A 24,587-nucleotide genomic window follows, 5' to 3' on the forward strand; every position below is an offset into this window, starting at 1 on the left:
GTCCGGCCGGGCTCCGGCCGGACGGCGCCGCCGCGGGACGCGGTCCGCGCCGGTGGACGCTATACGGCGAACTCGACCGGCAGGGCGTCCAGTCGCGACTCCCAGGTGGACGCCGTGGAGGTGAGCTCGGCCGGGGGGACGGCCAGGCGGAGCCCCGGCAGGCGGTGCAGCAGGACGTCGACGGCCGTCTCGATGATGGCCTGGCCGATGCTCTGCCCCGGACACTCGTGCGGGCCCGCGCTGAAGGCGAGGTGCGAGGCGTTGCCCTGGACCGAGACGGCGGTGTCGGGACGGATCTCGGGGTCGTGGTTGCCGGCCGCGAGGCCCAGCACGAGCAGGTCGCCCTCCTTGACCGGGCAGCCGCCGAGTTCCAGGTCGGCGGTGGCGAACCGGCCCGGCAGCACGGCCAGCGGCGGGGAGTTCCACATCACCTCCTCCACGAGCGTGGACAGGTTCAGCTGGCCGCTCACCAGGCCGGACAGCCAGGAGGTGTCGGTGAGGAGGAGCTGGAGCGCCCGGGCCAGCAGGTTGCTGGTCGTGGTGTGGGCGGTGATCAGCACCAGGCGCAGATGGTTGACGATCTCGTCCTCGTCGAGACCGGAGTGGTGCTCGATGAGGCCGGAGGTGAAGTCGGACCCGGGCTCCTGACGCTTGCGCGCGGCGAGTTCGCCGAGGATGCCCATGATGCGCTCGTTGTGCGTCAGGGCGTCCGCGCCCCCCTTGATCACCTGCTTGCTGGACTCGGCGAGGCTGCGGCCCTCTCGCTCGGCGAGTCCGAAGACGCGGGTGAGGACCAGCATGGGCAGGTACTCGGCGAAGTCGGCCACCAGGTCGGCGCGGCCCGCGTCGGCGAACGCGTCGATCTGCTTGTTGGCGAAGTGCGTGGCGTGCCGGCGGATGCCCCGGCCGGCCACGGCGTACAGGTTGTCGGTGACCGCCCCGCGCAGCCGGCGGTGCGGTTCGCCGTCCTGGGACACGCAGTCGGGACGCCAGCCCACCATCTGCATCAGCGGGGACGTCGCCTCGACGCGGCCGTCCCGGAAGTCCCGCCAGATCCGCGAGTCGCGGCTGAACTGCAGGGGGTTGTCCAGCACCCGCCGGACCTCCCGGTACCCGAGCACCAGCCAGGCGGGGACGTCGCCCTCCAGCAGCACCGGTGCGACGCTGCCGTGCTCCTTGCGCAGCCGCGCGTAGATGTCGTGCGGGTCGGTGGCCGCGTCGGGGCCGTAGAGCCGGGTGACGTCCTCGCCGTGGGCGACGGGGCAGCCGCCGCCCACGGGGTCGGACGGGGTCTGGTCGTCGTTCATCGGGGCTCCAGGGCGGCGGCCGAGCGGTCCTTCAGGTGCCGTATCAGGGTGACGAGCACGTCGCGGCTGGCGGTGCGGTCGCGGGCGTCGAAGGTGACGACGGGCGTGTGCGGGGGGATGTCGAGGGCGTCCCGGATCTCGTCGACCGGGTAGTCGCGGGAGTCGGGGAAGACGTTGAGCGCGATGACGAAGGGGACCTTCTGCCGCTCCATCTCCTCGATCGCCCGGAAACTGGAGGCCAGCCGCCGGGTGTCCACCAGGACGACCGCGCCGAGCGCGCCCTTGAACAGACCGTTCCACAGGAACCAGAACCGCTCCTGGCCCGGGGTGCCGAACAGGTACAGCATCAGCGTGTCGTTGAGGCTGATCTTGCCGAAGTCCAGGCTGACGGTGGTCTGCGTCTTGTCGGTGACGCCGATGAGGTGGTCGACGTCGGCGCTGGCCTGGGTGAGGGTCTCCTCGGTGGTCAGCGGCTTGATGTCGCTGACGGAGCGGACCATGGTGGTCTTGCCCGTGCCGAAGCCGCCGGCGATCATCACCTTCACCGAGCGGGTGTCCCCGGCCGTCGGTGATCCCGGTCGGTCAAAGCCTTTCAAGTCCACTGAGTACCTCCTCAAGGAGCGCGAGGTCGGGCCCGCGGCCGGCGTCGTGTGCCGGGATGGGATCACGGGCTTCGACGCGGCCTGCCTGGAGCAGGTCGGACAGCAGCACCGCGAGAATGTTGAAGGGCAGGTCGAGGTGGGCGCCGAGTTCGGCCACCGACAGCGGTTCGCGGCAGCGCCGGAGGATCTCCTCGTGCTCGTGCTGCATGCCCGGTAAGGGGACGGCGCGGGAGACGACGAGGGTCGCCACGTCGAGGGTCGACGCCGAACCGCCCGGCCCGCTGCGTCCTCCGGTGAGGACGTAGTAGCGCTCGAGCCCGGACGGATCGGTCGGTCGGCGGGGAGCACTCATCCAGAGTGCTCCTCCTGGCGCGGAGTGGTGCCGAGGAGTTCACCCATCCTGCGGGCCAGGTCGCGCATCTGATGACCCAGCAGACCCTGGTCGAGGCCTTCGCGGGCGAGGACGCCGAGATACGTCTCCAGACCCGCGCGGACGACGAAGAGGTGCCCGCCGTCCACCTCGATCATCGCCAGCCGCAACTGCCCCGCGTGCTGCGGGAACTGCTCGGCGACCGGCTGGGCCAGCGCCTGCAGTCCGGCCACCACGGCGGCGAAGCGGTCCACGTCGTCGGGGTCTTCGGCCCCGTAGGAGGTGATGGCCTTGCCGTCGCTGGAGGCCACGATGGCGAAGCGGATCTCCTGGATGCTCTCCACAAGGTCGCGCAGCGCCCAGCTCACGTCGGTTCCCTGGTGCGTCATGGGGACTAGTCGCTCTCTTCAGTGCGTTGCTCGGTGGACGCGCCACCGGTGGTCGTGTCACGGAGGTCGGCGGTCTCCGGTGGCGGGGAGGCGCCGGTCACCACGCCGGGGTCGCGCCCGGCGGTCGCGAACGCGGCAAGCCCGGCGAAGGAGGCGTCCGGCGGAACGGACGGGACGGACGGGACGGCGGGGAGAGTGGCCCGTTCGGCCGGCTCCGCCCGGTCGGCGTACGCGGCCGGGGCGGGGTCCGGGGCCTGACCGGCGGCCGGCTCGCCTCGCCTGCTCCGGCGCCGGGGCAGGCCACCCGGGGTGGTCTCCCCGGAGCCGGTGCCGCCGGCGGTGCGGGCCGGGACGGTGGCCGGTGCGGGGCCCGGAGCCGCGATGGCGGGTGGCGCCGTGGCGGTCGGCGGGGCCTCCGGCGTCGTGACGTCGGCCGTGGCTGCGATGGCGGCGGTGGCCGTGGACGTGGCCGCGGCCGGCAGCGGACTAAAGTACTTGTGCGGCACAACGATTACGACGGAGGTACCCAGCCACGGCGAGTCGGCGAAGGTGACACGGATGCCGTAGCGGCGCGCCAGGGCACCGACGACGCGGAGGCCGATGTTGGCGTCCTCCGAGATGCCGCCGAGGCCCGGGCCGGGCGAGGTGCCCGCGAGGGCGTGTTCGGCCTCGCGCTTCTTCTCCTCGCTCAGGCCCTTGCCGGAGTCCTGGATCTCGATGCCGACTCCGTTCGGGACCTCCTTGCCCGAGACGACCACCGGCTCGGTGGGCGGCGAGTAGCGCGCCGCGTTGTCCAGCAGGTGGGCGAAGACCAGCGTGAGGTGGTCCACCAGGCCGCCGTCGACGCCGAGTTCAGGCAGATGTCGCAGCTGGACGCGGTGGAAGTCTTTGATCCGGCCGATGCCGCCACGCATCACGCTGAGCAGCCGCTGCGGCTCCTGCCACTGCCGCCCCGGGCGGTCGGACCCGCCGAGCACACCGATGCTGGCGGCCAGGCAGTCGGCGGGGCCGATGGCCTGGTCGAGTTCCATCAGACCCCGGGCGACGGCCGGCAGCCGTCCGTGCTCGCCCTGCATCTCGTGCAGGCGGCCACGGAGTTTGCTGGTCAGGACGTGGATGCGGTTGCCCACGCCGATGACCGCCTGTTCGGCGGAGGTCGAGCGGTCGAACTCCGCCTCGACGCCGATCAGCGCGGTCCTGAGCACCTTGCGCAGTTCGGCCTGGAGGTCGGCACCGACCTTGGCGCACTGTTCGACGGTCGGCAGGATGTCGTCGATGGCGTCACCGGCGCGCAGGGCGCGCATCGCGTCGGGCAGCTGCTCGTCGGCGAGCCGGGATACCGCGGCCAGCTGGTGGCTCAGCCGCTCCTGCCAGGCCTCCTCCTGCTCGGCGAGGCGGGTCTCGTACGTCGCGGCCTGCTCGGCGAGGCGGGTTTCGTACGTCGCGGTCCGGTCGGCCAGCCGGTCCTCGTAGGCCCGGTCGTGCTCCGTCAGCCGCATCTCGTAGGTCTGTGCCTGCTCGGTGAGCTGTGCGTCCAGCGCGGCGCGCTCGGCGGAGAACTTGCGCTCCAGGCCGGCCACGTGCTGCTGCCACTGCTGGGAGTGCTCGGCCTGCGCGGTGCGGTGGGCGTCCTCGGCCCGGCGCAGTTGTGCCCGGGTACGCAGGAGGAGGCGTACGCACACGGTGCCGGCCGCCGTCGCCACCACACCGGCGACGGCGGCGGTTATTCGCTCCGAGCTCATGAACGTGGCGGCCACCGTGCCGCCTCCCAGACCCAGTGGCATCAGCCACCAGCTGTACCAGGCGACAGGGGCCCGCGCCGCCGGTGGCGGAGTGGCGAGTTCCATCTGCATCCTTCGAACCAGAACGATCGAAACGGGGGGGGTTTGCAAGGGGACCGCACTCATGAGTACGCACCGCGGGCCGGCCCGTCGCGATCGCGTCAACTCGCAGCGCTGTCAGGGAGCTTATCGGTTGGGAAGCCTAAAAGATCAATTTCACGGCCCTGCGGAAGTGAGGATTCCGTCACGCTCCGCCCACGGATGAACGCGCTGTTTCCCCGACGTGGCGGAGCGAGGCAAGCTGGGTGACCATGAGCGACGTGAACACCATGCGAGCCATCAGCCAGGACGTCCTCGGCGGTCCCGAGGTCCTGAAGGAAGTACGACCCGAGCGCCCCGAGCCGCGCCCGAACGAGGTGCTGGTGCGGGTGCGCGCCGCCGGAGTGAACCCGACCGACTGGAAGCACCGGGCGAACGGCGGCTTCCTCGGCGAACCGCCCTTCGTGCTGGGCTGGGACGTCTCGGGCGTCGTGGCGGCGACGGGGATCGGTGTCGCCGCCTTCCGGCCCGGTGACGAGGTCTTCGGCATGCTGTCCTACCCGTTCGGCCACGGCTCCCACGCGGAGTACGTCACCGCGCCCGCGCGCGCCTTCACCCACAAGCCGGCCGGAATCGACCACGTCCAGGCGGGCGCGCTTCCCCTGGTCTCGCTGACGGCGTGGCAGGCGCTGGTGGAGCGGGCGGACGTCCGGCCGGGACAGCGGGTGCTGATCCACGCGGCGGCCGGCGGTGTCGGCCATGTGGCGGTGCAGATCGCCAAGGCCCGGGGCGCCCACGTGATCGGCACCGCCAGCGCGGGCAAGCACGAGTTCCTGCGCTCCCTGGGGGCGGACGAGACGGTGGACTACCGGGAGACCGACTTCGCCGAAGCCGTGAAGGACGTCGACGTCGTCCTGGACACGATCGGCGGCGACACGTCCCTGCGGTCGCTGCGCGTGCTGCGCCCGGGCGGGGTGGTGGTCTCGATCCTGCCGGTCGGGTCGGACGAGTTCTACCAGGAGGCGGAGCGGCTGGGTGTGCGTGCGGTGCGGATGCTCGTGGACGCCGACCGGGCCGACATGCGGGAGATCGCCGGCCTGGTCGAGTCGGGGAAGCTGCGGGCCACGATCGCGCGGACGTTCCCGCTGGCGGACGCGGCGGAGGCACACGCGCTCGGCGAGACCGGCCGCACCACGGGCAAGCTGGTCCTCGTGGTCGACTGACCGGCCGCATGTGAGATTTCGATGACATATGTCAATCGAACATGCTCAAACTCGCTCGATCGGGGTAACTTCTCGAGCGCAGTAGGTGCTTGAGCGCAGGTAGTCCAGCGTAGGTAGTCGAGCCCCCGGAACAGGCTGGAGGCAAGGTCGTCGTGCGGCAGCAATCCCCGTCGCCCACCCGGCATCTGCACGTGCGCCGCGACCGGGGGCACACGGTGCTGGAGTTCCGGGGCGAGATCGACATCGCGTCGGCCGCGGACATCACCCCGCGTCTGGACCGGGAGACGGAGCGCCCCGACGCTCTGGTCGTGCTCGATCTGAGCGGGATCGAGTTCTTCGACTGCTCCGGACTGCGGCTGCTGCACCGGGCCCGTCGCCGGGTGCTCGACCGGGGCGGGCAGGTGCATCTGGTGTGCGCCCACCCGCTGACCCTGCGCATGCTGCGGATCACCGGCCTGGCGCGGCTGATGCCGCCCCGGCCGACCCTGGAGGAGGTGCTCGGCGTCAGCCGGCCGGCGGGGCGTCGAACAGGGCGCTGACCGACTCGCCGTTGTGGATGCGGCGCACGGCCTCGGCGAGCGCGGGGGCGATGGAGAGGATCCGCAGCTTCTCCGTGTGGTCGTCGGCAGGCACCGGCACGGTGTTGGTGCACACGATCTCCAGCACGTCCGGCTGCTCGCTGAGCCGTTTGAGCGCACCGGCGGCGAACAGCCCGTGCGTACAGGCGACCCGGATGGTGCGCGGGCCCGCCTCCCGCAGCCGGTCGAGGAGTTCCAGCACGGTGCTGCCCTTGGCGATCTCGTCGTCGAGCACGATGACGTCCCGCCCGGCGACGTCCCCGATCACGGCGCTGATACTGACCCGGTCGTCGGCGTACCGCTGCTTGGCACCGGCCGCGACCTGGGCGCCGAGCATCCGGGCGAACGCCGCGGCCTCCTTGGCGTTGCCCAGGTCCGGCGAGACGACCGTGGTGCGGGACAGATCGTACTGACGGAAGTGCGCGGCCAGTTCGCGCAGCGCGTGCAGGTGGTCGACCGGGACCGAGAAGAATCCGTGCACCTGCGGCGAGTGCAGGGTCATGGCGAGAACCCGGCTCACGCCCGCCGCCACCAGCAGGTCCGCCACCAGACGCCCGCCCAGCGAGATGCGCGGCGCGTCCTTCTTGTCGGAGCGGGCGTAGGAGTAGTGCGGCACGACGACGGTGATGCGGCCGGCCGACGCCCCGCGGGCCGCGTCGCTCATCAGCAGCAGTTCGACGAGATGCTCCTGGACCGGCTTGACCAGTGGCTGGACCAGGAAGACGTCACGCTCTCGGCAGTTGGCCTGGAGCTGCACCTCCAGACAGTCGTTGGCGAACCGGCTCACCCGGGTGGGGCTGAGGGGGACGCCCAGCTGTGCGCAGACCTCCTCGGCCAGTTCCGGATGGGCACTACCGCTGAACACGGCGATGTCTCGCACGGACCGCTCCTAGCATGATCCTGACCGGCCGGGGGACCTCAGCTTACGGATATCCGGTTGCACCCGGCCCGGGGGGTGGCGCCATGATGACGCCGTCAGTGTTCCCTCAGGTCAGGATCCCCCGCATGCGCCGACTCCTCGACATCACCCAGTGCCCCTTCCGGCCCACGGTCATCGAGGACTCGCCCCCGCATGCACACCCCGAACGCGCTGAACACCCTGAACATCGGCATTCTGGCCCACGTCGACGCCGGTAAGACCAGCCTCACCGAACGGCTCCTGTTCGACCACGGCGCCATCGACCGGCTGGGAAGCGTCGACGCCGGCGACACCCGTACGGACGACGGTGGCATCGAGCGTCGCCGCGGCATCACCGTCCGCTCCGCGGTCGCCGCGTTCACCGTCGGCGACACCCAGGTCAACCTGATCGACACCCCGGGACACTCCGACTTCGTCGCCGAGGTCGAGCGTGCCCTGGAGGTCCTGGACGGCGCGGTGCTGCTGCTGTCCGCCGTGGAGGGCGTACAGGCGCGGACCCGCGTGCTGATGCGCGCCCTGCGGCGGCTGCGGCTGCCCACGCTCGTCTTCGTCAACAAGGTCGACCGGGCCGGCGCGCGCACCGAGGACCTGCTCACCGACATCCGGCGCCTGCTGACACCGCACGTCGCGCCGCTGACGCGGGTGACGGGCGCCGGCACCGCGGGCGCCCGGGTCACACGCCGCGCGCCGGACGAGGGGACCGCCGAGGCGCTCGCCGAGGTCGACCCGGACGTCCTCGCGGCCCTGGTGGACGGCCCCGAGCCGACCGCCGGGGACCTCGCCGCCGCTCTCGCCGCCCGCACCGCCGACGGCTCGTTCCACCCGCTGTACCACGGCTCCGCGCTCGGCGGCCAGGGCGTCGCGGAGCTGGTCGAGGGCCTGGTCGGACTGGTCCCGGCCGCCGCACCCGGCACGCCCGGCCCCGCCGAACCGAGCGGCACGGTCTTCGCCGTGCGCCCGGGACCCGGCGGCGAGCGGACGGCGTACCTGCGCCTGTACGACGGTGAGGTGCGCCCACGCCGGCGGCTGACGTTCCTGCGGCGCGAGGCCGACGGGCGGACCACCGAGGTCCCCGGCCGGGTGACGCGCCTAGACGTGGTCGGCGGGGCCGGCACACTCACCGCCGGGAACATCGCCGCGCTCACCGTTCCCGGCGGCCTGCGTGTCGGCGACCGGCTCGGCGGGCTGACCGACCGCGCCCCGCGGTTCGCGCCGCCGACCCTGCGGACCGTGGTCCGGGCCCGGCACACCGAGCAGGCGGCGCCGCTGCGCTCCGCCCTGCTGGCGCTGGCCGACCAGGACCCCCTGCTGCACGCCCGCCCGGCTGAATCCGGCGCCACCGCCCTGCTCCTGTACGGCGAGGTCCAGATGGAGGTGCTCGCGGCGACGCTGGCCGAGGACTTCGGCATCGAGGCGGAGTTCGCGCCGGGCCAGACCCGGTTCCTGGAGCGCCCGGCGGGCACCGGTGAGGCCGTGGAAGAGATGCCGTGGCTCGACCGCACCCGGTACTGGGCGACGATCGGGCTGCGCGTCGAACCGGGCCCGCGTGGCTCGGGCGGGGTGTTCGGCTACGAGACGGAGCTGGGCGCGCTCCCCCGCGCCTTCCACCAGGCGCTGGAGGAGACGGTCCACGCCGCGCTGCTGACCGGCCTGACCGGCGCCGCGGTCACGGACTACCGGGTCACGCTGATCCGCTCGGGCTTCAGCTCGCCGGTCAGCACCGCGGCGGACTTCCGCGGCTTGACGCCGATCGTGCTGCGCCGGGCCCTGCGGCAGGCGGGTACGCGGCTGTACGAGCCCTACCACGCCTTCGAGGTGGAGGTTCCGCCGGACGCGCTGGCGCCGGTGACGGCACAGCTCGCCTCGCTGGGCGCGGATTTCACCGGTACGACGGGCGGCGACCCCGCCTGGTTGATCACCGGCGAACTGCCGGCCCGGCGGGTGCGGGAGGCCGAGCTGCGGCTGCCTGGTCTCACGCGCGGGGAGGCCGTGTGGTCGTCCCGCCCGTCGGAGTACCGTCCGCTCAAGCCGCCGCACTGAATCACCCCCTGAATCGCCGCACGCACTCACCGCGCGGAATCGCCGCACGCGATCGCCGCCCTGTGCCGCCGTACGCGCCCCTCCGCCCCTCCGTGCCCCGCCTCCCGTCACCCTCCGCCAACTGCTCTGTCTGGCGCGGGAGATGGGGGGCATCCGGACAGTAGGAAGGAGGGCCGTCGCCATGACGACTCCCGTCAGGAAGCTCCCCCGGCGCATGCCCGGCTGGGCGAAGGTGCTGAGCGCGGTCGTGCTGGTGCTCGTCGTGCTGTTCGCGGGGCTCCGGCTGAGCGTCGTACCGGGGCTGAAGGATCTCTTCGGCACCGAGACCCACGACCGCTCCGGCCCCGCGCTGCTGGAGTCCGTCCAGGACATCAGCCGTTACGAGGCCGCGTCCGGCAACTTCCAGGTCGTCGTGGACCTGGAGAAGGACGCCAAGCTCCTGCCCGACGCGATCCGCGGCACCCGCACCCTGTACGTCGGGGCGGGCACCGTCGACGCCTTCGTCGATCTCGGCAAGGTGGGCGAGGACGACGTGAAGGTCAACGACGAGCGCACGTCGGCCACGCTCCGGCTGCCGCACGCGGCGCTCGGCGAGCCGGCCCTCGACCCCGAGCGCTCCTACGCCGTGTCCAAGCAGCGCGGGCTCCTCGACCGCCTCGGCGACCTGTTCTCGGACAACCCGAACGGTGAGCAGGCCGTGCAGAAACTCGCGGCCCGGCACATCGGCGACGCGGCGAAGGACAGCGAGCTGAAGGCGCGTGCCGAGAGCAACACCACGGCGATGCTCCGGGGCCTGCTGCACTCCCTCGGCTTCGAGGAGGTGCGGGTGACCTACGGATCCTGAGGGACGGAAACCGCCCCCGCATCCTCGCCGCATCCGCGGGTAACCGCCCCGGCACACGGGGAAGTTGACGACTGGAGGACCGAATGGCTCGTGCCACCTCAGGGCCGCGTTCCCTGCTGCGCCCCCGTGCCGCCAAGGGCGAGGACGCCGACCGGCGCGAACGGCGCCCGCTCGCCCTTCCGTTGCGCCTGCTGGCGATGGCGTGCGCGTTCGTCTTCATGGTGGCGTTCGCGGTGGTGCTGGCGCGGCTGACGCTGCACCCCTCCCCGGCCTCGGAGGCGCTGACGCACACCAACATGCGTCCCGGCAGCTCGCTGCGGGCCTACCTGGACCAGCCGGCGCTCCGGGACGCCGTGAAGCAGATCGGCGGCAACCTGCTGCTGGGCGTGCCGTTCGGCGTGCTGGTGCCGCTCGTCGCCCCGCGTACGCGGGGGCTGCTGAAGGTGCTGCTGCTGACGGCCGTGGTGATGCTGCTGGTGGAGTTCGCACAAGGCGCCCTGGTCACCGGGCGGGCCTTCGACGTCGACGACGTCATCCTCAACACCACGGGCGCGCTGGCCGGTTATCTGCTCCTGGGCCGGCGGATGAGCCGCGCGGTGCACGCGCGCCGGCCCCGCGACTGAGAGAAGGAAGGTGGTCCGTACCAAGGTATTGACCCCCTCTTACCTCACCCCTTAAATCAAGAGGCATCGCCCTTACCCCCCACCTCGGTCGGCGCCCCTCCCCGGGACGCCGTACGGAAGGGAGAGCCGTGGTCCGTCCACGCCTGCTCCGCAGATGCCTCCTCGCCGCCGCCCTGTCCGCCGGGCTGGCCGCGTCCCTCGTGACCGGCCCCGCCCAGGCGGAACCCGGAACCGTCGAGGCCGCCGGCGCCTCGGCCGCCGCCGTGACGTTCTCCGACACCTTCGACGGACCCGCCGGTGCGGCCGTCGACTCCTCGAAGTGGCAGATCGAGACCGGCGACAACGTCAACAACCACGAACGGCAGTACTACACCTCCGGCAACCGGAACGCCGCCCTGGACGGCCAGGGCAACCTGGTCATCACGGCCCGCAAGGAGAACCCGGCCAACTACCAGTGCTGGTACGGCACCTGCCAGTACACCTCCGCCCGGCTCAACACCTCCGGGAAGTTCACCGCGCAGTACGGGCACGTCGAGGCGCGGATGAAGGTGCCGCGCGGGCAGGGCATGTGGCCCGCGTTCTGGATGCTCGGCACCCCGGTCAACTGGCCGGACTCCGGCGAGATCGACATCATGGAGAACGTCGGCTTCGAGCCCTCCACCGTGCACGGCACCATCCACGGTCCCGGCTACTCCGGCGCGGGCGGCATCGGCGCCGGCTACACGCTGCCGGGCGGCCAGGCCTTCGCGGACGGCTTCCACACCTTCGCCGTCGACTGGGCGCCCGACTCGATCACCTGGTCGGTGGACGGCAACGTCTACCAGCGGCGCACCCCGGCCGACCTGGGCGGGAAGCAGTGGGTGTTCAACAGGCCGTACTTCCTGATCCTCAACCTGGCGGTCGGCGGCTACTGGCCCGGCGACCCGGACGGCTCCACCGTCTTCCCGCAGTCGCTGGTGGTGGACCACGTCTCGGTGACGACGAGCGACTCGTCGACCGGCGGCGCGATCCGGGGCCTGGCCGGCAAATGCGTGGACGTCGCCGCGGCCGACTCCGCCAACGGCACCCCCGTACAGCTCTACGACTGCAACGGCACCGCGGCCCAGCGGTGGACGGTGGGCTCCGACGGAACGATCCGGGCGCTCGGCAAGTGCCTGGACGTCAACGGGGGCGGCACGGGGGACGGCACGGTCGTCCAGCTGTGGGACTGCAACGGCAGCGCCGCCCAGCGGTGGGTCGTCACCGCGGCGCGCGACATCGTCAACCCGCAGGCCGACAAGTGCCTCGACGCCACCGGCAACAGCTCGGCCAACGGCACCCGCCTGCAGATCTGGACCTGCACGGGCAGCGCCAACCAGAAGTGGACGGTCGGCTGAGGCGTCCGAGGGGGCAGGGCCTGCCCCTAACGCGGCGTCCAGGTGAACTTGTCCCCGCCCACCCAGCGGACCACGTCCGGATCGTCCAGGTCGTGGACCGTGATGCCGAAGGCCGCGGCGGCCACCAGTACGTCGGTGACCGCCTTGGCCTCACCGACCACCTGGCCGTCGATCTCCACGATCCGGAACGGCGGCGTGCCCGGCTGCACCTGGAGCACGAGGATCCGCGGACTGCCGATGTGCGGGCTCTCGATTTCGGTCATGCCTAGAGGGTAGGCCGCGACCCGGGGTAGCGGCCGGGCGGACGAGCCCGCGGCAGGTCCAGGCGGTGGCGCGGTCCCTCAGGGTCGCCGCCAGTCGTCGCCCGACAGATGGGATCCGGCCATCGGGCCCATCCGGAGCATGCCTCCGTCTACGCTCCAGGACGCACCGGTGACGTACGAGGCGTCCGGCCCGGCGAGGAAGGCGATCACGGCGGCGACCTCGCGGGCGTCGCCGGGCCGGCCGAGCGGCACACCGGGACGGCGCTCGGTGTGCGGGTCGGTGTCCTCCTGGGCGGTCATGGGCGTGGCGATCTCGCCGGGCGCCACCGCGTTGACGGTGATGCCGTGCTCGGCGAGCTCGATCGCCATGACCTGGGTGAGCAGTCCGAGGCCGCCCTTGGCCGCGCAGTACGGGGCGGCGCCCACCCGCGGCTGGTGCTCGTGGACGGAGGTCACATTGACGATCCGGCCGCCGTCGCCCTGCCGGATCATGCGCCGGGCCGCGTTCTGCCCGCACAGGAACGGCCCGGCCAGGTCGACGTCCAGGACGTGCCGCAGGTCGTCCAGGCCCAGGTCGAGGAAGGGCGTGGCGGTGCCCGTACCGGCGTTGTTGACCAGGACGTCGATCCGGCCGAGCCGTCCGCACAGCGCGTCGACCGTGTCCGCGGCCTCGGGCAGCCGCGTCAGGTCCACGCGGGCGGTCTCGGCCCGGCGTCCCAGGGCACGGACCTCCTCGGCGGTCCGTTCGGCGCCCTCCTCGTCGGTGTGCCAGGTGATGCCGATGTCCATCCCCGCCTCGGCCAGGCGTACGGCGGTGGCGCGGCCGATGCCGGAGTCGGAGCCGGTGATGACGGCCACCTTGGCGTCGGACGGGCTGGGACTGGGCATGACGGCCTCCTCTTCGGCGCGCCTTGTCTCATCGGCGCTCCTCGGCTCTGCGGCTTCCCGGCCCTGCGGCACGGAGCAGTGCGCGGGACGTCGCGGTACCCGGGTGCGGTGAGCACAAACCGGCCGGCCCGTGGTGCGGGCACGGGCGCGCTGGGGAACCCTGGACGTGCCGGAGCAGGCCGTGCAGGAGGAGGTGGCGATGGAGCCCGTCGAGGCGCTGGAGCGGATCGCGTTCCTGCTGGAGCGGTCCCAGGCGCCGACGTACCGTGTCCGCGCCTTCCGCACCGCGGCCCGGGTGCTCGGTGAGCTGCCCGCCGACGAGCTGCGTGAGCGGGCCGGGTCGCTGGAGTCGCTGAAGGGCGTCGGACCCAAGACGGCTCAGGTCGCGCGCGAGGCACTGTCCGGGCAGGTTCCCGGCTACCTGGAGAAGCTGGAGGGCGAGGCGCGGGCCCCGCTCGCCCGGGGTGGTGAGCGGCTGCGGGAGCGGCTGCGCGGCGACTGCCATCTGCACTCCGACTGGTCCGACGGCGGCAGCCCGATCGAGGAGATGGGGCGGGCCGCGGCGGCGCTCGGGCACGAGTGGGCGGCCCTGACCGACCACTCACCGCGGCTGACGGTGGCGCGCGGCCTGTCCCCCGAGCGGCTGCGCGAACAGCTGGACGTGGTGGCCGGGCTCAACGAGACCTGGGCGCCGTTCCGGCTGCTGACCGGCATCGAATGCGACATCCTCGACGACGGTTCGCTGGACCAGGAGCCGGAGCTGCTGGAGCGGCTCGACGTCGTCGTGGTGTCCGTGCACTCCAAGCTGCGGATGGACTCCCGAGCGATGACCCGCCGCATGGTCACCGCCGTACGTGATCCGCACGCGGACGTCCTGGGCCACTGCACCGGGCGGCTGCTGACCGGGCGGGGGCGGCCGGAGTCGGAGTTCGACGCGGACGAGGTGTTCGCCGCCTGCGCGCAGTCCGGCACGGCCGTGGAGATCAACAGCCGGCCGGAGCGGCTCGATCCGCCGCGTCGGCTGCTGCGCCGGGCGGTGGAGGCGGGCGTGCTGTTCTCCGTCGACACCGACGCGCACGCGCCCGGCCAGCTGGACTGGCAGATCCACGGGTGCGCGCGGGCGGAGGAGTGCGAGGTGCCGGTGGAGCGCGTCGTCACCACGTGGTCCCTGGACGAACTGCTGGCCTGGACGCGGGAGGGCCGTACACCGTCCGGAGTGGCGGGCCGCTGACGTGGTACCCGCCGGGCCACACAGGGACCAGTGACGGACCAGGAAGGGAACAGTGCATGGAACGGGCGGCCGTGTTCGACGTCGACGGAACCCTCGTCGACACCAATCACCTGCATGTGGCGACCTGGTGGGAGGCGTTCCGGCAGGCGGGGCACCGGGTGCCGATGCACGCCATCCACCGTGCGGTGGGCCTCGCCTCCACCGACCTCCTCGCCCATCTGCTCGGCGAGGACCGGGACACGGACCAGGACGCGCGGCTGAGCGCCGCCCACAAGGCGCTGTACGGGCAGTACTTCGACCGCCTGCCGGCGCTGCCGGACGCCGGGGACCTGCTGCGCCGCCTGGCCGGTGACGGCTGGAAGGTGGTCCTCGCCACCTCGGCGGGCGGCCCGGAGCTGGGCGCGCTGCGGCGGGCGATCGACGCGGACGACGCGATCGCCGCCACCGCGAGCGCCGACGACGTCGACGCGGGCAAGCCGTCGCCCGAGCCGGTGGAGCACGCCCTGGAACTGGCCGGTGTGCCGGCCGAGCGGGCGGTATTCGTCGGCGACACCGTCTGGGACATGCGCGCGGGCAGCCGGGCCGGGGTGCGCTGCGTGGCGGTGCTGTGCGGCGGGCTGCCCCGTGCCGACCTGGAGGAGGCGGGCGCGGACGCGGTCTACGCCGACCCGGCCGACCTGCTGGCCTCCCTGGGGCGGAGCCCGTTCGCATGAGCCGCCGCCGAGCCGTAGGTCACACCCGGATGTACCGGCCCGATCCGTGGACACCCGGTACCGCATGACCGCGGCGACAGAAACGGGCAGGCAGCGTCTGCGCGGGTGGCGACCCTGGGACGCGGTGTGGCGGGAGACGTGTGCGGTCGGACGGGCCGCCCGTGCCGCCTGGCGGGCACCGGGCCGCGAACGCGACCTCGTCGTCCAGTCGCTGAAGGCCGCCGGCGCGGCGCTGCTGGCGTGGCTCGTGGCCGGGGTCTGGATGGACGATCCGATGGCCCTGATGGCGCCCTGGGTGGCGCTGGTCCTCGTCCAGGCCACCGTCTACAGCTCGGTCCGGCTGGGCACGCAGCAGTTCGCGGCGATCTGCGCGGGGGCGCTGCTGGCGTCCGGGGCACAGGTCCTCACCGAGGACAACACGGGGGCACTGGCGCTGTCGCTGCCGGTGCTCATGCTCATCGCCAACTGGTCCCGCTTCGGCCAGCAGGGCATCTACGCGGCCACCACCGCGGTGTTCGTCCTGGTCTCGGGAACAGCCGTGTCGGCCTCGGCGGTCGGGCACCGATTGGGGCAGGCGGCGCTCGGGGCGTTCATCGGCGTGGCGGTCAACGCCCTCGTCCTGCCGCCCATCCATCTGCGTGACGTACGGGAGAACCTCTCGGCTCTGGCGCGGGAGGCGGGTGATGTCCTGCACTCCGTCGCGGACGACATGTGCAAGAGCGAGTGGGACGCGCAGACCGCTGCCGGCTGGTCGAGCGCCTCCGCGCGACTGCAGCGGCGGGTGGAGACGCTGAGGTCGGCACGGTCCTGGAGCCAGGAGAGCCTGCGCCTGACCTACGGCCCGCTGCGCATGCTCAACCGCGCGCCCGCCGCCGTTCCGCCCGAGGAGGAGGACCAGCGCTGGAGTCGCGCCACCGGCCACATCACGGCACTGACCCGGACGCTGGCGGTCGCGGCCGACGAGAACCGGACGCCGACTCCGCCCGAGGGACCGGTGCTGGACCTGTGCGCGCGCCTGTTGCGCCTGATCGGCGACACCTGCCTCACCGAGGCCGACCGGCTGCTGGGTAAGATCGATGAGTCCCGCCCGGGGGAGACCACGGAGGCGACGATGAAGGAACTCCACGAGCGCTTGCAGGCAGAGCTGCGGGAACACGCCGGGCAAGGGGCCGCGCGGGCCGCGGTGCTCGGCACGCTGCTGCTGCAGGCCGAGAACCTGTGGGCCGAGATCGTCCCCGAACAGCAGACACAGTGACGCACATGCACAGTGACTCACATCACCCCAAAACGTCACAGACGGTGGAACACCGACAGCCCCTTCCCCGTTGAAAGAGGCGTGGGTACGGACGGGACAGTGTCCCCGGGCCTCACCTATCGCCCACAGGGACGATCGTTCGGCTGAAGCCCTGTGGAGCCTTTCGCCGAGAGGCGACCGCCGTCCGTATCCACCTCGTACCGCCCCGATCGTGATTCCCCCGTCGCGATCGGGGCTTCTTCTCGCGTGCCTCGCCCGCAAGGCGGGTACCCGGTGACCTCCCTACGGGCAGGCGGCGGAGAGGAGCGCAAGGTGAGCAGCGCAGCGGGCAGCAGGATCGTGGTCACGGGTGCCACCGGCAACGTGGGCACCAGTGTGGTGCGGCTTCTGTCGGAGGATCCGGAGGTCGCGTCCGTGCTGGGGCTGGCCCGGCGGATTCCCGACTGGTCGCCCCGGAAGACGGAGTGGGCCGCGGTCGACCTGGCCTCGGAGCGGGCCGACCTGACCGGCCACTTCGCCGGCGCCGACGCCGTGGTGCATCTGGCCTGGGCGTTCCAGCCGACGCGCGACCCGGCGACGACCTGGCGCACGAACGTGCTCGGCTCCATCCGGGTCTTCGAGGCGGTGGCCGCGGCCGGGGTGCCGGCTCTGGTGCACGCCTCGTCGGTCGGCGCCTACTCGCCGGGGCCGAAGGATCACGCGGTGGACGAGTCCTGGCCGACGCACGGCTGGCCGGACGCCGCGTACTGTCGGGAGAAGGCCTACCTGGAGCGCGCCCTGGACACCTTCGAGCGCGACCACCCGGGGATCCGGACGGTACGGATGCGGCCGGCCTTCCTCTTCAAGCGGGAGTCGGCGAGCGAGCAGCGCCGGATCTTCGGCGGCAAGTTCCTGCCGGGGCCGCTGGCGCGTCCGGAGCTCCTCCCCTTCCTGCCGGACGTTCCCGGCCTGCGGGTGCAGGCGCTCCACACGGACGACGCGGCCAACGCGTACCGGCTGGCGGTGCGCTCCGAGGACGCGAGGGGTCCCTTCAACCTCGCGGCCGAGCCCACGGTCGACGCCGAGCTGCTCGGCGAGATCTTCGGTGCGCGTCCGGTGCGGCTGCCCCGCACCGCGGCCCGCTCGGCGATCGCCGCCGCGTGGGGGCTGCACCTGCTGCCCGCCTCTCCGCACCTCTTCGACGCGGTGCTGCGCCTGCCGCTGATGGACTGCACGCGGGCGCGGGCGGAGCTGGGCTGGCGCCCGGAGCACACGGCCACGGAGGTGTTGGAGGAGTTCCTGCAAGGCTTCCAGCAGGGCGCGGGAGCGGCTACGGCGCCCATGCGGGGGCGCAAGGTCGGCTGAGCAAGCGCGGTAGGAGGCGGGGCGGGCTGTGCCCGCCCCGCCTCCTACCGCGCGGCCGCCGTGTGTCCGCGCGGTCGCGCGGATGCCGTACGCTGCGGCCGCCGTGTGCCGTACGCCCCGGTCAGCCCGAGGACTCTTCGGGCGCCGGGTGCTCGGGGTGTACGGCGCCCGAGTGCGGTTCGCCGTGCCGGCCGGTCCCCGCCTCGTCCGTGTCGGGAACGTCGGCGGCGGGCCCGGCCTCCGGTTCCCCCGTGTCGTCGTCGGTGTCGCCCGTACGGGCGTCCTCGTCGCCCTCGGGGCGCTGGCCCTGCTCGAGCTGCTCACGCGTGGGCGCGGCGGCCTCCCACGGGTCGTCGCCGGTGCCGGCCTGCTGATCAGGCATGTCCCGCGGGACGGGGGCGGCACCGTTCTCGCCCGGTCCTTCGAGGCGGTGGTCGGTCACGGCGCACTCCTTCTCACTACGGTCCTCCTGGTCATCCGAGCGGCTCCGGGTACCTTTGCGGCGACCGGCGAAACCTCAGTGCGGCGCCCGCTCCTCGATCGCCGTGCGCCAGGCGGGGGCCGGGTACTCGGGCACCGGTTCGGGGCGCCGGCCGCCGCGCGAGAAGAAGTCGGCCAGCGGCAGGATCGCGGCGCCGACGGTGACCGCGTCGGGGCCGAGTCGCCCCAGCTCGACCGTCACCTTCCCGGCGGGATGGCGCAGCGCGTACGACAGCGCGTGGCGGCGTACGGCGGGCAGGAAGCGGGTACCGAGCTGGAGCCCGGCCCAGCCGCCGATGAGGATGCGCTCGGGTTGGAAGAGGTTGATCAGGTCGGACAGGCCCGCACCCAGATACTCGGCGGTCTCGTCCAGGACGGCGAGCGCGACCGGGTCGGCCGCCTCGTCGTCGGCCGGATAGGCGGCGGCGAGCATGGCGGTCAGGGCGGCCTCCTCGTCGACACCCTCGGGCACCCGGCCGCCCTCCTCCCGCCAGCGGGCCAGCAGGGACTCGGCGCCCGCGTACGCCTCCAGGCAGCCGAGCGCGCCGCAGCGGCAGCGGCGGCCTCTGACCCGGACCGTCAGGTGCCCCCATTCGACCGCGCGGCCGTGCTCGGCCTCGGGGGTGACGAGACTGGCGCCGACGCCGGAGCCGAAGAGGACCACGACCGCGTTGCGGGCGCCGCGACCGGCGCCGAACCACATCTCGGCCTGGCCGAGGGTCCTGGCACCGTTGTCTATGAGGTAGGGGACGGTGTCGGGCAGGGGGGAACCGGCGCGGAGCAGGGCCTCCAGCGGGACCGCGTCCCAGCCGATGGTCTGGCCGTGCACGACGGCCCCCCGGTCCGGGGTCTGCTCGACGATGCCGGGGACGCCGATTCCGGCGCCGAGCAGCCGCTCGGGTGCGAGGCAGGCCGTGGCCAGCACCTCGGCGATCCCTTCGCGGATGTGGCCGACGATCACCTCGACGTCGTACCGCTGCTCGGTCAGGGGGCGTTCGGCGCGGGCCAGTTCGGTGAGTGTCAGATCGAACAGCTCGACGCGGACCCGGGTCTCGCCGACGTCCACGCCGATCATGTGGCCGCTGCCCGGGGCCACGCGCAGCAGGGTGCGGGGCCTGCCGCCGTCGGAATCGACGCTGCCGGCCTCCTCCACCAGGCCGTCGGCGACCAGGTCGGCGACGACGTTGCTGACGGAGCCGGAGCTGAGCCCGGTCGCCGGGCCCAGTTCGAAGCGGCTGAGCGGCCCGTCGAAGTAGAGCCGTTGCAGCACGGCCGCACGGTTGGCCCTCCTGAGGTCGCGCACCGTGCGCCCGTTTCGCCCCGCCATGTGGCTCCTCCCGTACTGTGCCCGGTCTGCAACATACCTCTGCCGGACCGCGGCCCGCGACTTCCCTCTCTTCTTAATTCATGCTATGAACTCGCGCCGCCGAAATTCACTGGCGTCACCGCCCGACGGCTTTCTACGCTAGGTGAAAACCTAGACCCCCTAGGTTTCACTACACCGGCCGTCGATACGTGATCGGAGTTCCTCCATGAGAGCACTCACCGAGCAGGACATCCGCAGCTCCTTCATCAACTGCTCGAAGGGCGAGGCCAAGCGCCTGGCCGTCCCCCGCGATCTCGGCGAGCGCCCCTGGGACGATCTCGACTTCCTGGGCTGGCGGGATCCCGGGGCTCCCGACCGCAGCTATCTGGTCACCGACCACGGCGACCGCCTCACCGGCGTCGCCCTGCGGTTCCAGCAGGCTCGGCGCGGCTTCTTCCAGCGCAGCATGTGCGCGCTGTGCCTCACCACCCACCCCCGGGGCGGGGTGTCGCTGATGACCGCGCCCAAGGCGGGCCCGGCCGGCCGCGAGGGCAATTCGGTCGGCCTGTACATGTGCACCGACCTCGCCTGTTCCCTTTATCTGCGGGGCAGGAAGACGCCGGAGAGCAGTACCCGCTTCGAGGAGAGTCTCCCCCTGGAGGAGCAGGTCGCCCGGACCATGGGCAACCTGTCGGCTTTCCTCGCCAAGGTGACCGCCTGACGTTCCCGGATGCCCTCCGACGTACGGCGCGTGAGAACCGCTCTCACCCCCTTTGTCCGGTTACCGTCCTGTCCGGATACGTTCGAGGCGCCTGGGGAAGGGAACAGCCCGAGGATGCGGGATGTGCGTAAGAGTGCGGCGGCGGCTCTGCGACGGGTGAAGTGGCTCAGGGACCCCATGGTCGTGCAGGCGCTGCGATCGGCCGCCGCGGCCTCGATCGCCTATGTCATCGCGGTGCGGCTGACCCCCGACAAGTCGGCGGCACCGCTGACCGCGCCCCTGACCGCGCTGCTGGTCGTCCAGGTCACCCTGTACGCCACGCTCAAGATGAGCTTCCGCCGCGTCAACGCCGTGGTGGCCGGTGTGCTGGTCGCCATCGCCTTCAGTCAGCTGGTCGGGCTGAGCTGGTGGAGTCTGGCCCTGTTGATCGTGGCGGCGCTGGGCGTGGGGCACCTGGTGCGGGCGCACGAGTTCGTGGCCGAGGTGGCGATCAGCGCGATGCTGGTGCTCGGCGTGACCTCGCACGGCAGCCTGGCGTGGGCGCGGGTGGTGGAGACACTGATCGGGGCGATCGTCGGACTGTCCTTCAACCTGATCCTCGCTCCTCCGGTGTGGGTGGAGCAGGCCGGCGAGTCCATCGAGGGGCTGGCCCGGCGGGTGCGGCAGCTGATGCTGCGCATGGGTGAGGAGGCCGCCGACAGGACGCCGTTCCACGAGGCGGCGGCCCGGCTGCACGAGGCCCGCCGGCTCGATCACGACATCGGCGAGGTGGACGAGGACCTGCGCCAGGCCGAGGACAGCCTGCGGTTCAATCCCCGGGTACGCGAGGGGCTGCTCCACCGGGTGGTGCTGCGCACCGGTCTGGACACCCTGGAGATCTGCACGGTGGTGATGCGGGTCCTCGCGCGCACCTTCACCGACCTCGCGAAGGAACGTGAACCGGAGCCCCTGTTCCCGCCGGAGACGGGCGCCACCATCCAGCAGCTGCTGTCCGAGATCGCCGACGCCGTGGTCAGCTTCGCGGTGCTGGTGACCACCAGCGCGAGCGAGGACGCCGAGTCCGCGGAGGAGCGCCTGGCCACCGAGCTGCGGCAGGCCGCGGTCACCCGGGACAAGCTGGCCCAGCTGCTCCTGACGGAGGTGCAGCGCAGTCCGCTGCACTGGCAGTTGCAGGGCGCGGTGCTGACCGAGGTCAACCGGATCATCGACGAGATGGACACCGAGCACCGCTCTCGCCGGCTCCTGGAGGAGCTGGACCACCACACGCGCGAGCTGCGCGAGCGCATGCCGCGGCTGACCCGGCTGCGGGACCGGGTGCGGACTCGGCTCCGGAAGCGGAACCGTGGCGCCGCCGCGCGTCGTTCTCCTTGAGGAAGTCGTTGTCCTCAGGGAAGTCGTGGCCCTCGGGGAAGTCGCTGTCCTCGGGGAAGTCGCCGTCCTCGGGGAGCGGCGTCCTCGGGGAAGAGGACGAGGGACAGCAGGACTCGGAAGAGGGGGCGTACGGATGACCGACACCAGCGTGCGGATCGACGGGAACAGGCTGCTGCTGCCGGGCGGGGCGGCGGTCCGCTTCGTCCGCACCCTGCGACTGCCCGAGACGGGTACCCACCCGCTGCCGCCGGGCCTCGGCGAGTTCCCGGTCCGCCGCGTCACCGACTACGCCGACACCGTGCCCGAGGCGTGGCGGGCGCGCGGGGGCGTGATGCTGCCGGTGTACCTGCGCGAGGCCATGTGGCTGAGTTTCGCCGGCACGACGGAGCCCGCCGCGCTCCAGGTCGGAGTGGGCAAGGTGTGCGCGGTCTCGGGCAGGCCCTGGAGCGACCGGCTCGCCCGCGATCCGCAGAACTACGTGGTGCTCCCCCGCCAGCCCTGGCTGGACGGCATCAACTCCGGGACGGGCACGGTCCGCCAGTTCGTGGCGGTGCCGCTCGGCATGGGGGCGACCGTCGAGGGCCAGGTCACCGGCGAGGAGGTCTGGGGCGGCGTCCAGTTGCAGGCCTTCCCGCTCAATGACACCGAGCTGGCCCGGTGGCGTGAGGAGGAGCGGCGCCGGACCGAGCTGGCGCGCAGGGCGGCCCGGTCGGGCGGAGCCTTCGGGGCCGCGATGCCGATGTCCGCTCCGGCCGCTCCGGGCGCGGCCCCGGCCTCCGCGGGCGCGGCCCGGGCCCGGTCCGCGCCGGCGATGGGGCTCGGTGTCGGAGGATCCATGCGGCAGGAGGTCTACCGGGACGACCGGCCGCTGACGGACTGGGCCGAGCGGCCCGCGGGCCGGGTCTTCGTGCACCTGGTGACGCCGCCGGAGTGGCGGCGCATCACCGGCGAGGCGCCGCCGCCGTCCCCCGTGGACCGGGCCGCGTACACGCGGGCCGGTCTGCCCTGGTACGACTACTACGACCAGGACGCCCACGACCTCGCGCCGACCGATCCGCTCCAGGACGTCAAGCCGGTCGGGGACTGGATCGGGGACGACCACGAGCCGTGGCAGTCGCCCGCACCGCAACAGGTCCAGCCGCTCAAGGACGCGCCCGGCGCACCGGGCGCACCGGTGGAGGACGGGAACTGGTAGTCACGGGGCCGCCGGGGAGGCGCGGGCCGCGGGCACGGGGGCGGGCGGGCACGGGGGCGGCCGCACCCGCCGGCGCCGGCGAGGCCGTCCGCCTCACCCGTCGCCGTCGGTGCGCTGCCGCTGCAGGGCCCGCGGGCAGGAGGCGGCACTCGCCTGCGCGAGCAGCACGTGCATCCGCTCGGTGAGCTGCGCGATGTCGTCGGCGGGCGCGTGGAAGGGCAGGCGTACGTCCCCGTGGGCGCGGGCCCGCTCGACGCGCAGCGTCAGTCCGTGCCGGTCGACGGCGAGCGGCCGCACCCGGACCGCGCCGTGCAGGCTGTCGGCGTCGACGAGTCGGGTCAGCCGCTCCACGGCGTCGCCGTGGCAGTCGGCGAGATGGGTCAGCAGCCGGGCCTCGGCCAGGGCCAGCGGGTCGGGCTCGGCGGCGGCGAACTCGTCGACGCCGACGACCACGGCGCCGGACGGCTGCCGCAACACCACGCGGGTGGGCGTGAACGCCACGTGGCCGTCCTCCGAGGCGAACCATCCCGCGAGCCAGAGCCGGGCCCTGATCCGGCTCCGCACCGGGACGGGCGCCACGTCGGCGAACTCCAGCACGGCGGACGGCTCGCCCCGGGGCGCGCAGATCGCCGCCGCGAGCAGGGCGCTGTCCTCGGGCACGCGCAGCAGCACCCGGCCGTCGTCGGCCACGGAGTGCGCGCCGACGAACTCCTCACGGCCGCCCTCCGCGGTCACCGCGCAGGACCAGGCGGCGGCGAGTACGGAACGGGCCTGCTCCGCCGTGGCGGGCGCGGCCGTCCAGGTGTGGCTGTCACCCATCCCCGACCTCCTTCGTCAGTTCATTGAGCACAGATCATCCGGTTCATTAGGTAAGGCTCACCTAACCTATCGGAGATCCAGGTGTGCGCCAACCAGGACGGGTGACCTTCGCGGAACCTTGTCAGCGCACCAGAGGGCGCCTTTCAGCGACTTGAGCGCGCCTTTCGCAGCGCGACGGGGGCGCTCACGGCGCGATGGCACCCAGCAGAGCCCGTGCGCACAGGTCGCGCACCTGCTCACGGGCCGGCTCGGGATCCCGCAGCCACTCCAGGCAGACCGCGGTGGTGAACGCCAGCCAGCCCCGCACCGCCAGCCGTACATCGGTCCGCGCCTCGAAGGCCGGACCGAACTCGGGGTCCGCGGACAGGGCTTCGAGGATCTGCCGCTCCTGTGCCGCGAGGGCCTGCCGATAGACCCGGCGCACCGCCTGGTCCCCGGTCGCGTCGGCCCGGTGGAAGGCGCGGTAGCCGTGCGCGTGGGCCCGGACGTACTCCAGGTACGCGTCGAGTCCGGCGGTGAGCTGCTCCCGGACCGGAACGCCGGGCACGGCCGCCGTCATGCGCAGCATGCGCTCGCTCTCGCGCTCGACGACCGCCGCGAAGAAGTCCCGTTTGGTCGGGAAGTAGTGGTACAGCAGTCCCCGGGAGACGCCGGCGATCTCGGCGACCCGCTCGATCCACACGTCGTCGTAGGGGCTGTCCGAGAACAGCCGCGCACCCACCGACAGCAACTGCTCCCGTCGCTCGCCGGTGCTGAGCCGGCGGCGCGTGCGCTCGCCCTGGTTCGCGGCCATGTCCGCACCTTACTTGACGTCGGTTCAACAACGGGACGAGACTGAGGCGCGTTATTGAATCCATGTACAACAGGCTTGCCCGGCACCTGCGACACGCCGCTGCGTCAAGGGAGATCG

Annotated in this window: 25 protein-coding genes; 13 read left to right on the top strand and 12 right to left on the bottom strand. The window is 72.7% G+C overall.

Translation table 11 applies throughout. The features are described from left to right. Positions 1 to 59: 59 nt before the first annotated feature. Genes ACIQ6R_RS16755 through ACIQ6R_RS16775 form a run of 5 tightly spaced genes read right to left on the bottom strand, consistent with a single transcriptional unit; the run spans position 60 to position 4,515 of the window. Positions 60 to 1,307: a cytochrome P450 gene (locus ACIQ6R_RS16755; protein WP_404178106.1), complete on the bottom strand. Its 1,248-nt coding sequence runs from the start codon at positions 1,305 to 1,307 to the stop codon at positions 60 to 62. Continuing rightward, a complete protein-coding gene (locus ACIQ6R_RS16760) occupies positions 1,304 to 1,909 on the bottom strand; it encodes a GTP-binding protein (RefSeq protein ID WP_404178103.1) in 606 nt (201 codons plus the stop codon). The genes ACIQ6R_RS16755 and ACIQ6R_RS16760 overlap by 4 nt, the downstream gene beginning before the upstream one ends. Further along, the gene (locus ACIQ6R_RS16765) at positions 1,890 to 2,261 is read right to left on the bottom strand and encodes a DUF742 domain-containing protein (RefSeq protein WP_345638037.1); all 372 of its coding nucleotides are present in this window, start codon (positions 2,259 to 2,261) and stop codon (positions 1,890 to 1,892) included. The genes ACIQ6R_RS16760 and ACIQ6R_RS16765 overlap by 20 nt, the downstream gene beginning before the upstream one ends. Beyond that, entirely contained in the window at positions 2,258 to 2,668 is a 411-nt protein-coding gene (locus ACIQ6R_RS16770; protein ID WP_404178100.1) for a roadblock/LC7 domain-containing protein, read from the bottom strand. Before ACIQ6R_RS16770 ends, ACIQ6R_RS16765 begins: the two co-directional genes overlap by 4 nt. Before the next feature lie 5 nt (positions 2,669 to 2,673). Beyond that, a complete protein-coding gene (locus ACIQ6R_RS16775; RefSeq protein WP_404222037.1) occupies positions 2,674 to 4,515 on the bottom strand; it encodes an ATP-binding protein in 1,842 nt (613 codons plus the stop codon). 245 nt (positions 4,516 to 4,760) lie between these two features. Here ACIQ6R_RS16775 and ACIQ6R_RS16780 point away from each other — a divergent pair, with 245 nt between their 5' ends. Further along, complete coding sequence (locus ACIQ6R_RS16780) at positions 4,761 to 5,711, top strand: NADP-dependent oxidoreductase (RefSeq protein ID WP_404178094.1); 951 nt, start codon at positions 4,761 to 4,763, stop codon at positions 5,709 to 5,711. 152 nt (positions 5,712 to 5,863) lie between these two features. Continuing rightward, positions 5,864 to 6,250, top strand: coding sequence for an anti-sigma factor antagonist (locus ACIQ6R_RS16785; protein ID WP_404178091.1), 387 nt, complete (start codon positions 5,864 to 5,866; stop codon positions 6,248 to 6,250). On the opposite strand, the gene ACIQ6R_RS16790 is transcribed toward ACIQ6R_RS16785, so the two are convergent. Beyond that, positions 6,216 to 7,169: a ribose-phosphate diphosphokinase gene (locus ACIQ6R_RS16790; RefSeq protein ID WP_404178088.1), complete on the bottom strand. Its 954-nt coding sequence runs from the start codon at positions 7,167 to 7,169 to the stop codon at positions 6,216 to 6,218. The two genes, ACIQ6R_RS16785 and ACIQ6R_RS16790, sit on opposite strands and share 35 nt — an antisense overlap. Before the next feature lie 210 nt (positions 7,170 to 7,379). Between ACIQ6R_RS16790 and otr(A) the strand changes: the two genes are divergently transcribed. The 4 genes from otr(A) to ACIQ6R_RS16810 all read left to right on the top strand — a co-directional run bounded on the left by otr(A) (position 7,380) and on the right by ACIQ6R_RS16810 (position 12,091). Beyond that, positions 7,380 to 9,248, top strand: a complete 1,869-nt coding sequence (gene otr(A) / locus ACIQ6R_RS16795; RefSeq protein ID WP_404179073.1) for a tetracycline resistance ribosomal protection protein Otr(A) — start codon at positions 7,380 to 7,382, stop codon at positions 9,246 to 9,248. A 181-nt stretch (positions 9,249 to 9,429) separates the two neighbouring features. Continuing rightward, positions 9,430 to 10,092, top strand: a complete 663-nt coding sequence (locus ACIQ6R_RS16800; protein WP_404222039.1) for a DUF4230 domain-containing protein — start codon at positions 9,430 to 9,432, stop codon at positions 10,090 to 10,092. A gap of 83 nt (positions 10,093 to 10,175) precedes the next feature. Then, on the top strand, positions 10,176 to 10,715 hold the full coding sequence (locus tag ACIQ6R_RS16805; protein ID WP_404178082.1) for a VanZ family protein: 540 nt from the start codon (positions 10,176 to 10,178) through the stop codon (positions 10,713 to 10,715). 128 nt (positions 10,716 to 10,843) lie between these two features. Beyond that, positions 10,844 to 12,091 (top strand): ricin-type beta-trefoil lectin domain protein, encoded by a 1,248-nt coding sequence (locus tag ACIQ6R_RS16810; RefSeq protein ID WP_404222041.1) that lies wholly within the window; start codon positions 10,844 to 10,846, stop codon positions 12,089 to 12,091. Between the two features lie 26 nt (positions 12,092 to 12,117). On the opposite strand, the gene ACIQ6R_RS16815 is transcribed toward ACIQ6R_RS16810, so the two are convergent. Together ACIQ6R_RS16815 and ACIQ6R_RS16820 are read right to left on the bottom strand one after the other, a co-directional pair. Next, entirely contained in the window at positions 12,118 to 12,354 is a 237-nt protein-coding gene (locus ACIQ6R_RS16815; protein WP_375907880.1) for a hypothetical protein, read from the bottom strand. 78 nt (positions 12,355 to 12,432) lie between these two features. Then, positions 12,433 to 13,242 carry an SDR family oxidoreductase gene (locus ACIQ6R_RS16820; protein WP_404222043.1) on the bottom strand — a complete coding sequence of 270 codons (810 nt, stop codon included), beginning with the start codon at positions 13,240 to 13,242 and terminating at the stop codon, positions 12,433 to 12,435. Positions 13,243 to 13,441: 199 nt separating this feature from the next. Here ACIQ6R_RS16820 and ACIQ6R_RS16825 point away from each other — a divergent pair, with 199 nt between their 5' ends. The 4 genes from ACIQ6R_RS16825 to ACIQ6R_RS16840 all read left to right on the top strand — a co-directional run bounded on the left by ACIQ6R_RS16825 (position 13,442) and on the right by ACIQ6R_RS16840 (position 17,785). Then, positions 13,442 to 14,473, top strand: coding sequence for a PHP domain-containing protein (locus ACIQ6R_RS16825; protein WP_404222187.1), 1,032 nt, complete (start codon positions 13,442 to 13,444; stop codon positions 14,471 to 14,473). 56 nt (positions 14,474 to 14,529) lie between these two features. Beyond that, on the top strand, positions 14,530 to 15,186 hold the full coding sequence (locus ACIQ6R_RS16830) for an HAD family hydrolase (protein WP_404178073.1): 657 nt from the start codon (positions 14,530 to 14,532) through the stop codon (positions 15,184 to 15,186). Positions 15,187 to 15,250: 64 nt separating this feature from the next. Continuing rightward, positions 15,251 to 16,441 (top strand): aromatic acid exporter family protein, encoded by a 1,191-nt coding sequence (locus ACIQ6R_RS16835; RefSeq protein WP_404222045.1) that lies wholly within the window; start codon positions 15,251 to 15,253, stop codon positions 16,439 to 16,441. A 312-nt stretch (positions 16,442 to 16,753) separates the two neighbouring features. Then, positions 16,754 to 17,785 carry an SDR family oxidoreductase gene (locus ACIQ6R_RS16840; protein ID WP_404222047.1) on the top strand — a complete coding sequence of 344 codons (1,032 nt, stop codon included), beginning with the start codon at positions 16,754 to 16,756 and terminating at the stop codon, positions 17,783 to 17,785. 121 nt (positions 17,786 to 17,906) lie between these two features. Here ACIQ6R_RS16840 and ACIQ6R_RS16845 read toward each other — a convergent pair whose 3' ends face one another. Further along, complete coding sequence (locus ACIQ6R_RS16845) at positions 17,907 to 18,227, bottom strand: hypothetical protein (protein WP_404178064.1); 321 nt, start codon at positions 18,225 to 18,227, stop codon at positions 17,907 to 17,909. A 75-nt stretch (positions 18,228 to 18,302) separates the two neighbouring features. Then, positions 18,303 to 19,592: an ROK family protein gene (locus ACIQ6R_RS16850; protein WP_404222049.1), complete on the bottom strand. Its 1,290-nt coding sequence runs from the start codon at positions 19,590 to 19,592 to the stop codon at positions 18,303 to 18,305. Positions 19,593 to 19,797: 205 nt separating this feature from the next. Between ACIQ6R_RS16850 and ACIQ6R_RS16855 the strand changes: the two genes are divergently transcribed. The 3 genes from ACIQ6R_RS16855 to ACIQ6R_RS16865 all read left to right on the top strand — a co-directional run bounded on the left by ACIQ6R_RS16855 (position 19,798) and on the right by ACIQ6R_RS16865 (position 22,858). Continuing rightward, positions 19,798 to 20,292 (top strand): FBP domain-containing protein, encoded by a 495-nt coding sequence (locus ACIQ6R_RS16855; RefSeq protein ID WP_404222051.1) that lies wholly within the window; start codon positions 19,798 to 19,800, stop codon positions 20,290 to 20,292. A gap of 114 nt (positions 20,293 to 20,406) precedes the next feature. After that, the gene (locus ACIQ6R_RS16860; protein ID WP_404178055.1) at positions 20,407 to 21,663 is read left to right on the top strand and encodes an FUSC family protein; all 1,257 of its coding nucleotides are present in this window, start codon (positions 20,407 to 20,409) and stop codon (positions 21,661 to 21,663) included. Positions 21,664 to 21,796: 133 nt separating this feature from the next. Beyond that, entirely contained in the window at positions 21,797 to 22,858 is a 1,062-nt protein-coding gene (locus ACIQ6R_RS16865) for a hypothetical protein (RefSeq protein ID WP_404222053.1), read from the top strand. Positions 22,859 to 22,951: 93 nt separating this feature from the next. On the opposite strand, the gene ACIQ6R_RS16870 is transcribed toward ACIQ6R_RS16865, so the two are convergent. Then, complete coding sequence (locus tag ACIQ6R_RS16870) at positions 22,952 to 23,677, bottom strand: DUF2470 domain-containing protein (protein ID WP_404222056.1); 726 nt, start codon at positions 23,675 to 23,677, stop codon at positions 22,952 to 22,954. Positions 23,678 to 23,861: 184 nt separating this feature from the next. Beyond that, positions 23,862 to 24,470 (bottom strand): TetR/AcrR family transcriptional regulator, encoded by a 609-nt coding sequence (locus ACIQ6R_RS16875; protein WP_404222058.1) that lies wholly within the window; start codon positions 24,468 to 24,470, stop codon positions 23,862 to 23,864. Positions 24,471 to 24,587: the final 117 nt, after the last annotated feature.

Origin of the sequence: Streptomyces sp. NPDC096048 (assembly GCF_044763415.1) — a bacterium.
Classification (GTDB): Bacteria; Actinomycetota; Actinomycetes; order Streptomycetales; family Streptomycetaceae; genus Streptomyces.

Bases quoted from the DNA above. Each gene is read 5' to 3' on its own strand.
- ACIQ6R_RS16775 (WP_404222037.1), bottom strand. From the start codon at position 4,515: ATGGAACTCGCCACTCCGCCACCGGCGGCGCGGGCCCCTGTCGCCTGG.
- ACIQ6R_RS16800 (WP_404222039.1), top strand. From the start codon at position 9,430: ATGACGACTCCCGTCAGGAAGCTCCCCCGGCGCATGCCCGGCTGGGCG.
- ACIQ6R_RS16815 (WP_375907880.1), bottom strand. From the start codon at position 12,354: ATGACCGAAATCGAGAGCCCGCACATCGGCAGTCCGCGGATCCTCGTG.
- ACIQ6R_RS16805 (WP_404178082.1), top strand. From the start codon at position 10,176: ATGGCTCGTGCCACCTCAGGGCCGCGTTCCCTGCTGCGCCCCCGTGCC.
- ACIQ6R_RS16835 (WP_404222045.1), top strand. From the start codon at position 15,251: ATGACCGCGGCGACAGAAACGGGCAGGCAGCGTCTGCGCGGGTGGCGA.
- ACIQ6R_RS16755 (WP_404178106.1), bottom strand. From the start codon at position 1,307: ATGAACGACGACCAGACCCCGTCCGACCCCGTGGGCGGCGGCTGCCCC.
- ACIQ6R_RS16870 (WP_404222056.1), bottom strand. From the start codon at position 23,677: ATGGGTGACAGCCACACCTGGACGGCCGCGCCCGCCACGGCGGAGCAG.
- ACIQ6R_RS16865 (WP_404222053.1), top strand. From the start codon at position 21,797: ATGACCGACACCAGCGTGCGGATCGACGGGAACAGGCTGCTGCTGCCG.
- ACIQ6R_RS16770 (WP_404178100.1), bottom strand. From the start codon at position 2,668: ATGACGCACCAGGGAACCGACGTGAGCTGGGCGCTGCGCGACCTTGTG.
- ACIQ6R_RS16765 (WP_345638037.1), bottom strand. From the start codon at position 2,261: ATGAGTGCTCCCCGCCGACCGACCGATCCGTCCGGGCTCGAGCGCTAC.
- ACIQ6R_RS16860 (WP_404178055.1), top strand. From the start codon at position 20,407: ATGCGGGATGTGCGTAAGAGTGCGGCGGCGGCTCTGCGACGGGTGAAG.
- ACIQ6R_RS16820 (WP_404222043.1), bottom strand. From the start codon at position 13,242: ATGCCCAGTCCCAGCCCGTCCGACGCCAAGGTGGCCGTCATCACCGGC.
- ACIQ6R_RS16830 (WP_404178073.1), top strand. From the start codon at position 14,530: ATGGAACGGGCGGCCGTGTTCGACGTCGACGGAACCCTCGTCGACACC.
- ACIQ6R_RS16875 (WP_404222058.1), bottom strand. From the start codon at position 24,470: ATGGCCGCGAACCAGGGCGAGCGCACGCGCCGCCGGCTCAGCACCGGC.
- ACIQ6R_RS16780 (WP_404178094.1), top strand. From the start codon at position 4,761: ATGAGCGACGTGAACACCATGCGAGCCATCAGCCAGGACGTCCTCGGC.
- ACIQ6R_RS16825 (WP_404222187.1), top strand. From the start codon at position 13,442: ATGGAGCCCGTCGAGGCGCTGGAGCGGATCGCGTTCCTGCTGGAGCGG.
- ACIQ6R_RS16855 (WP_404222051.1), top strand. From the start codon at position 19,798: ATGAGAGCACTCACCGAGCAGGACATCCGCAGCTCCTTCATCAACTGC.
- ACIQ6R_RS16850 (WP_404222049.1), bottom strand. From the start codon at position 19,592: ATGGCGGGGCGAAACGGGCGCACGGTGCGCGACCTCAGGAGGGCCAAC.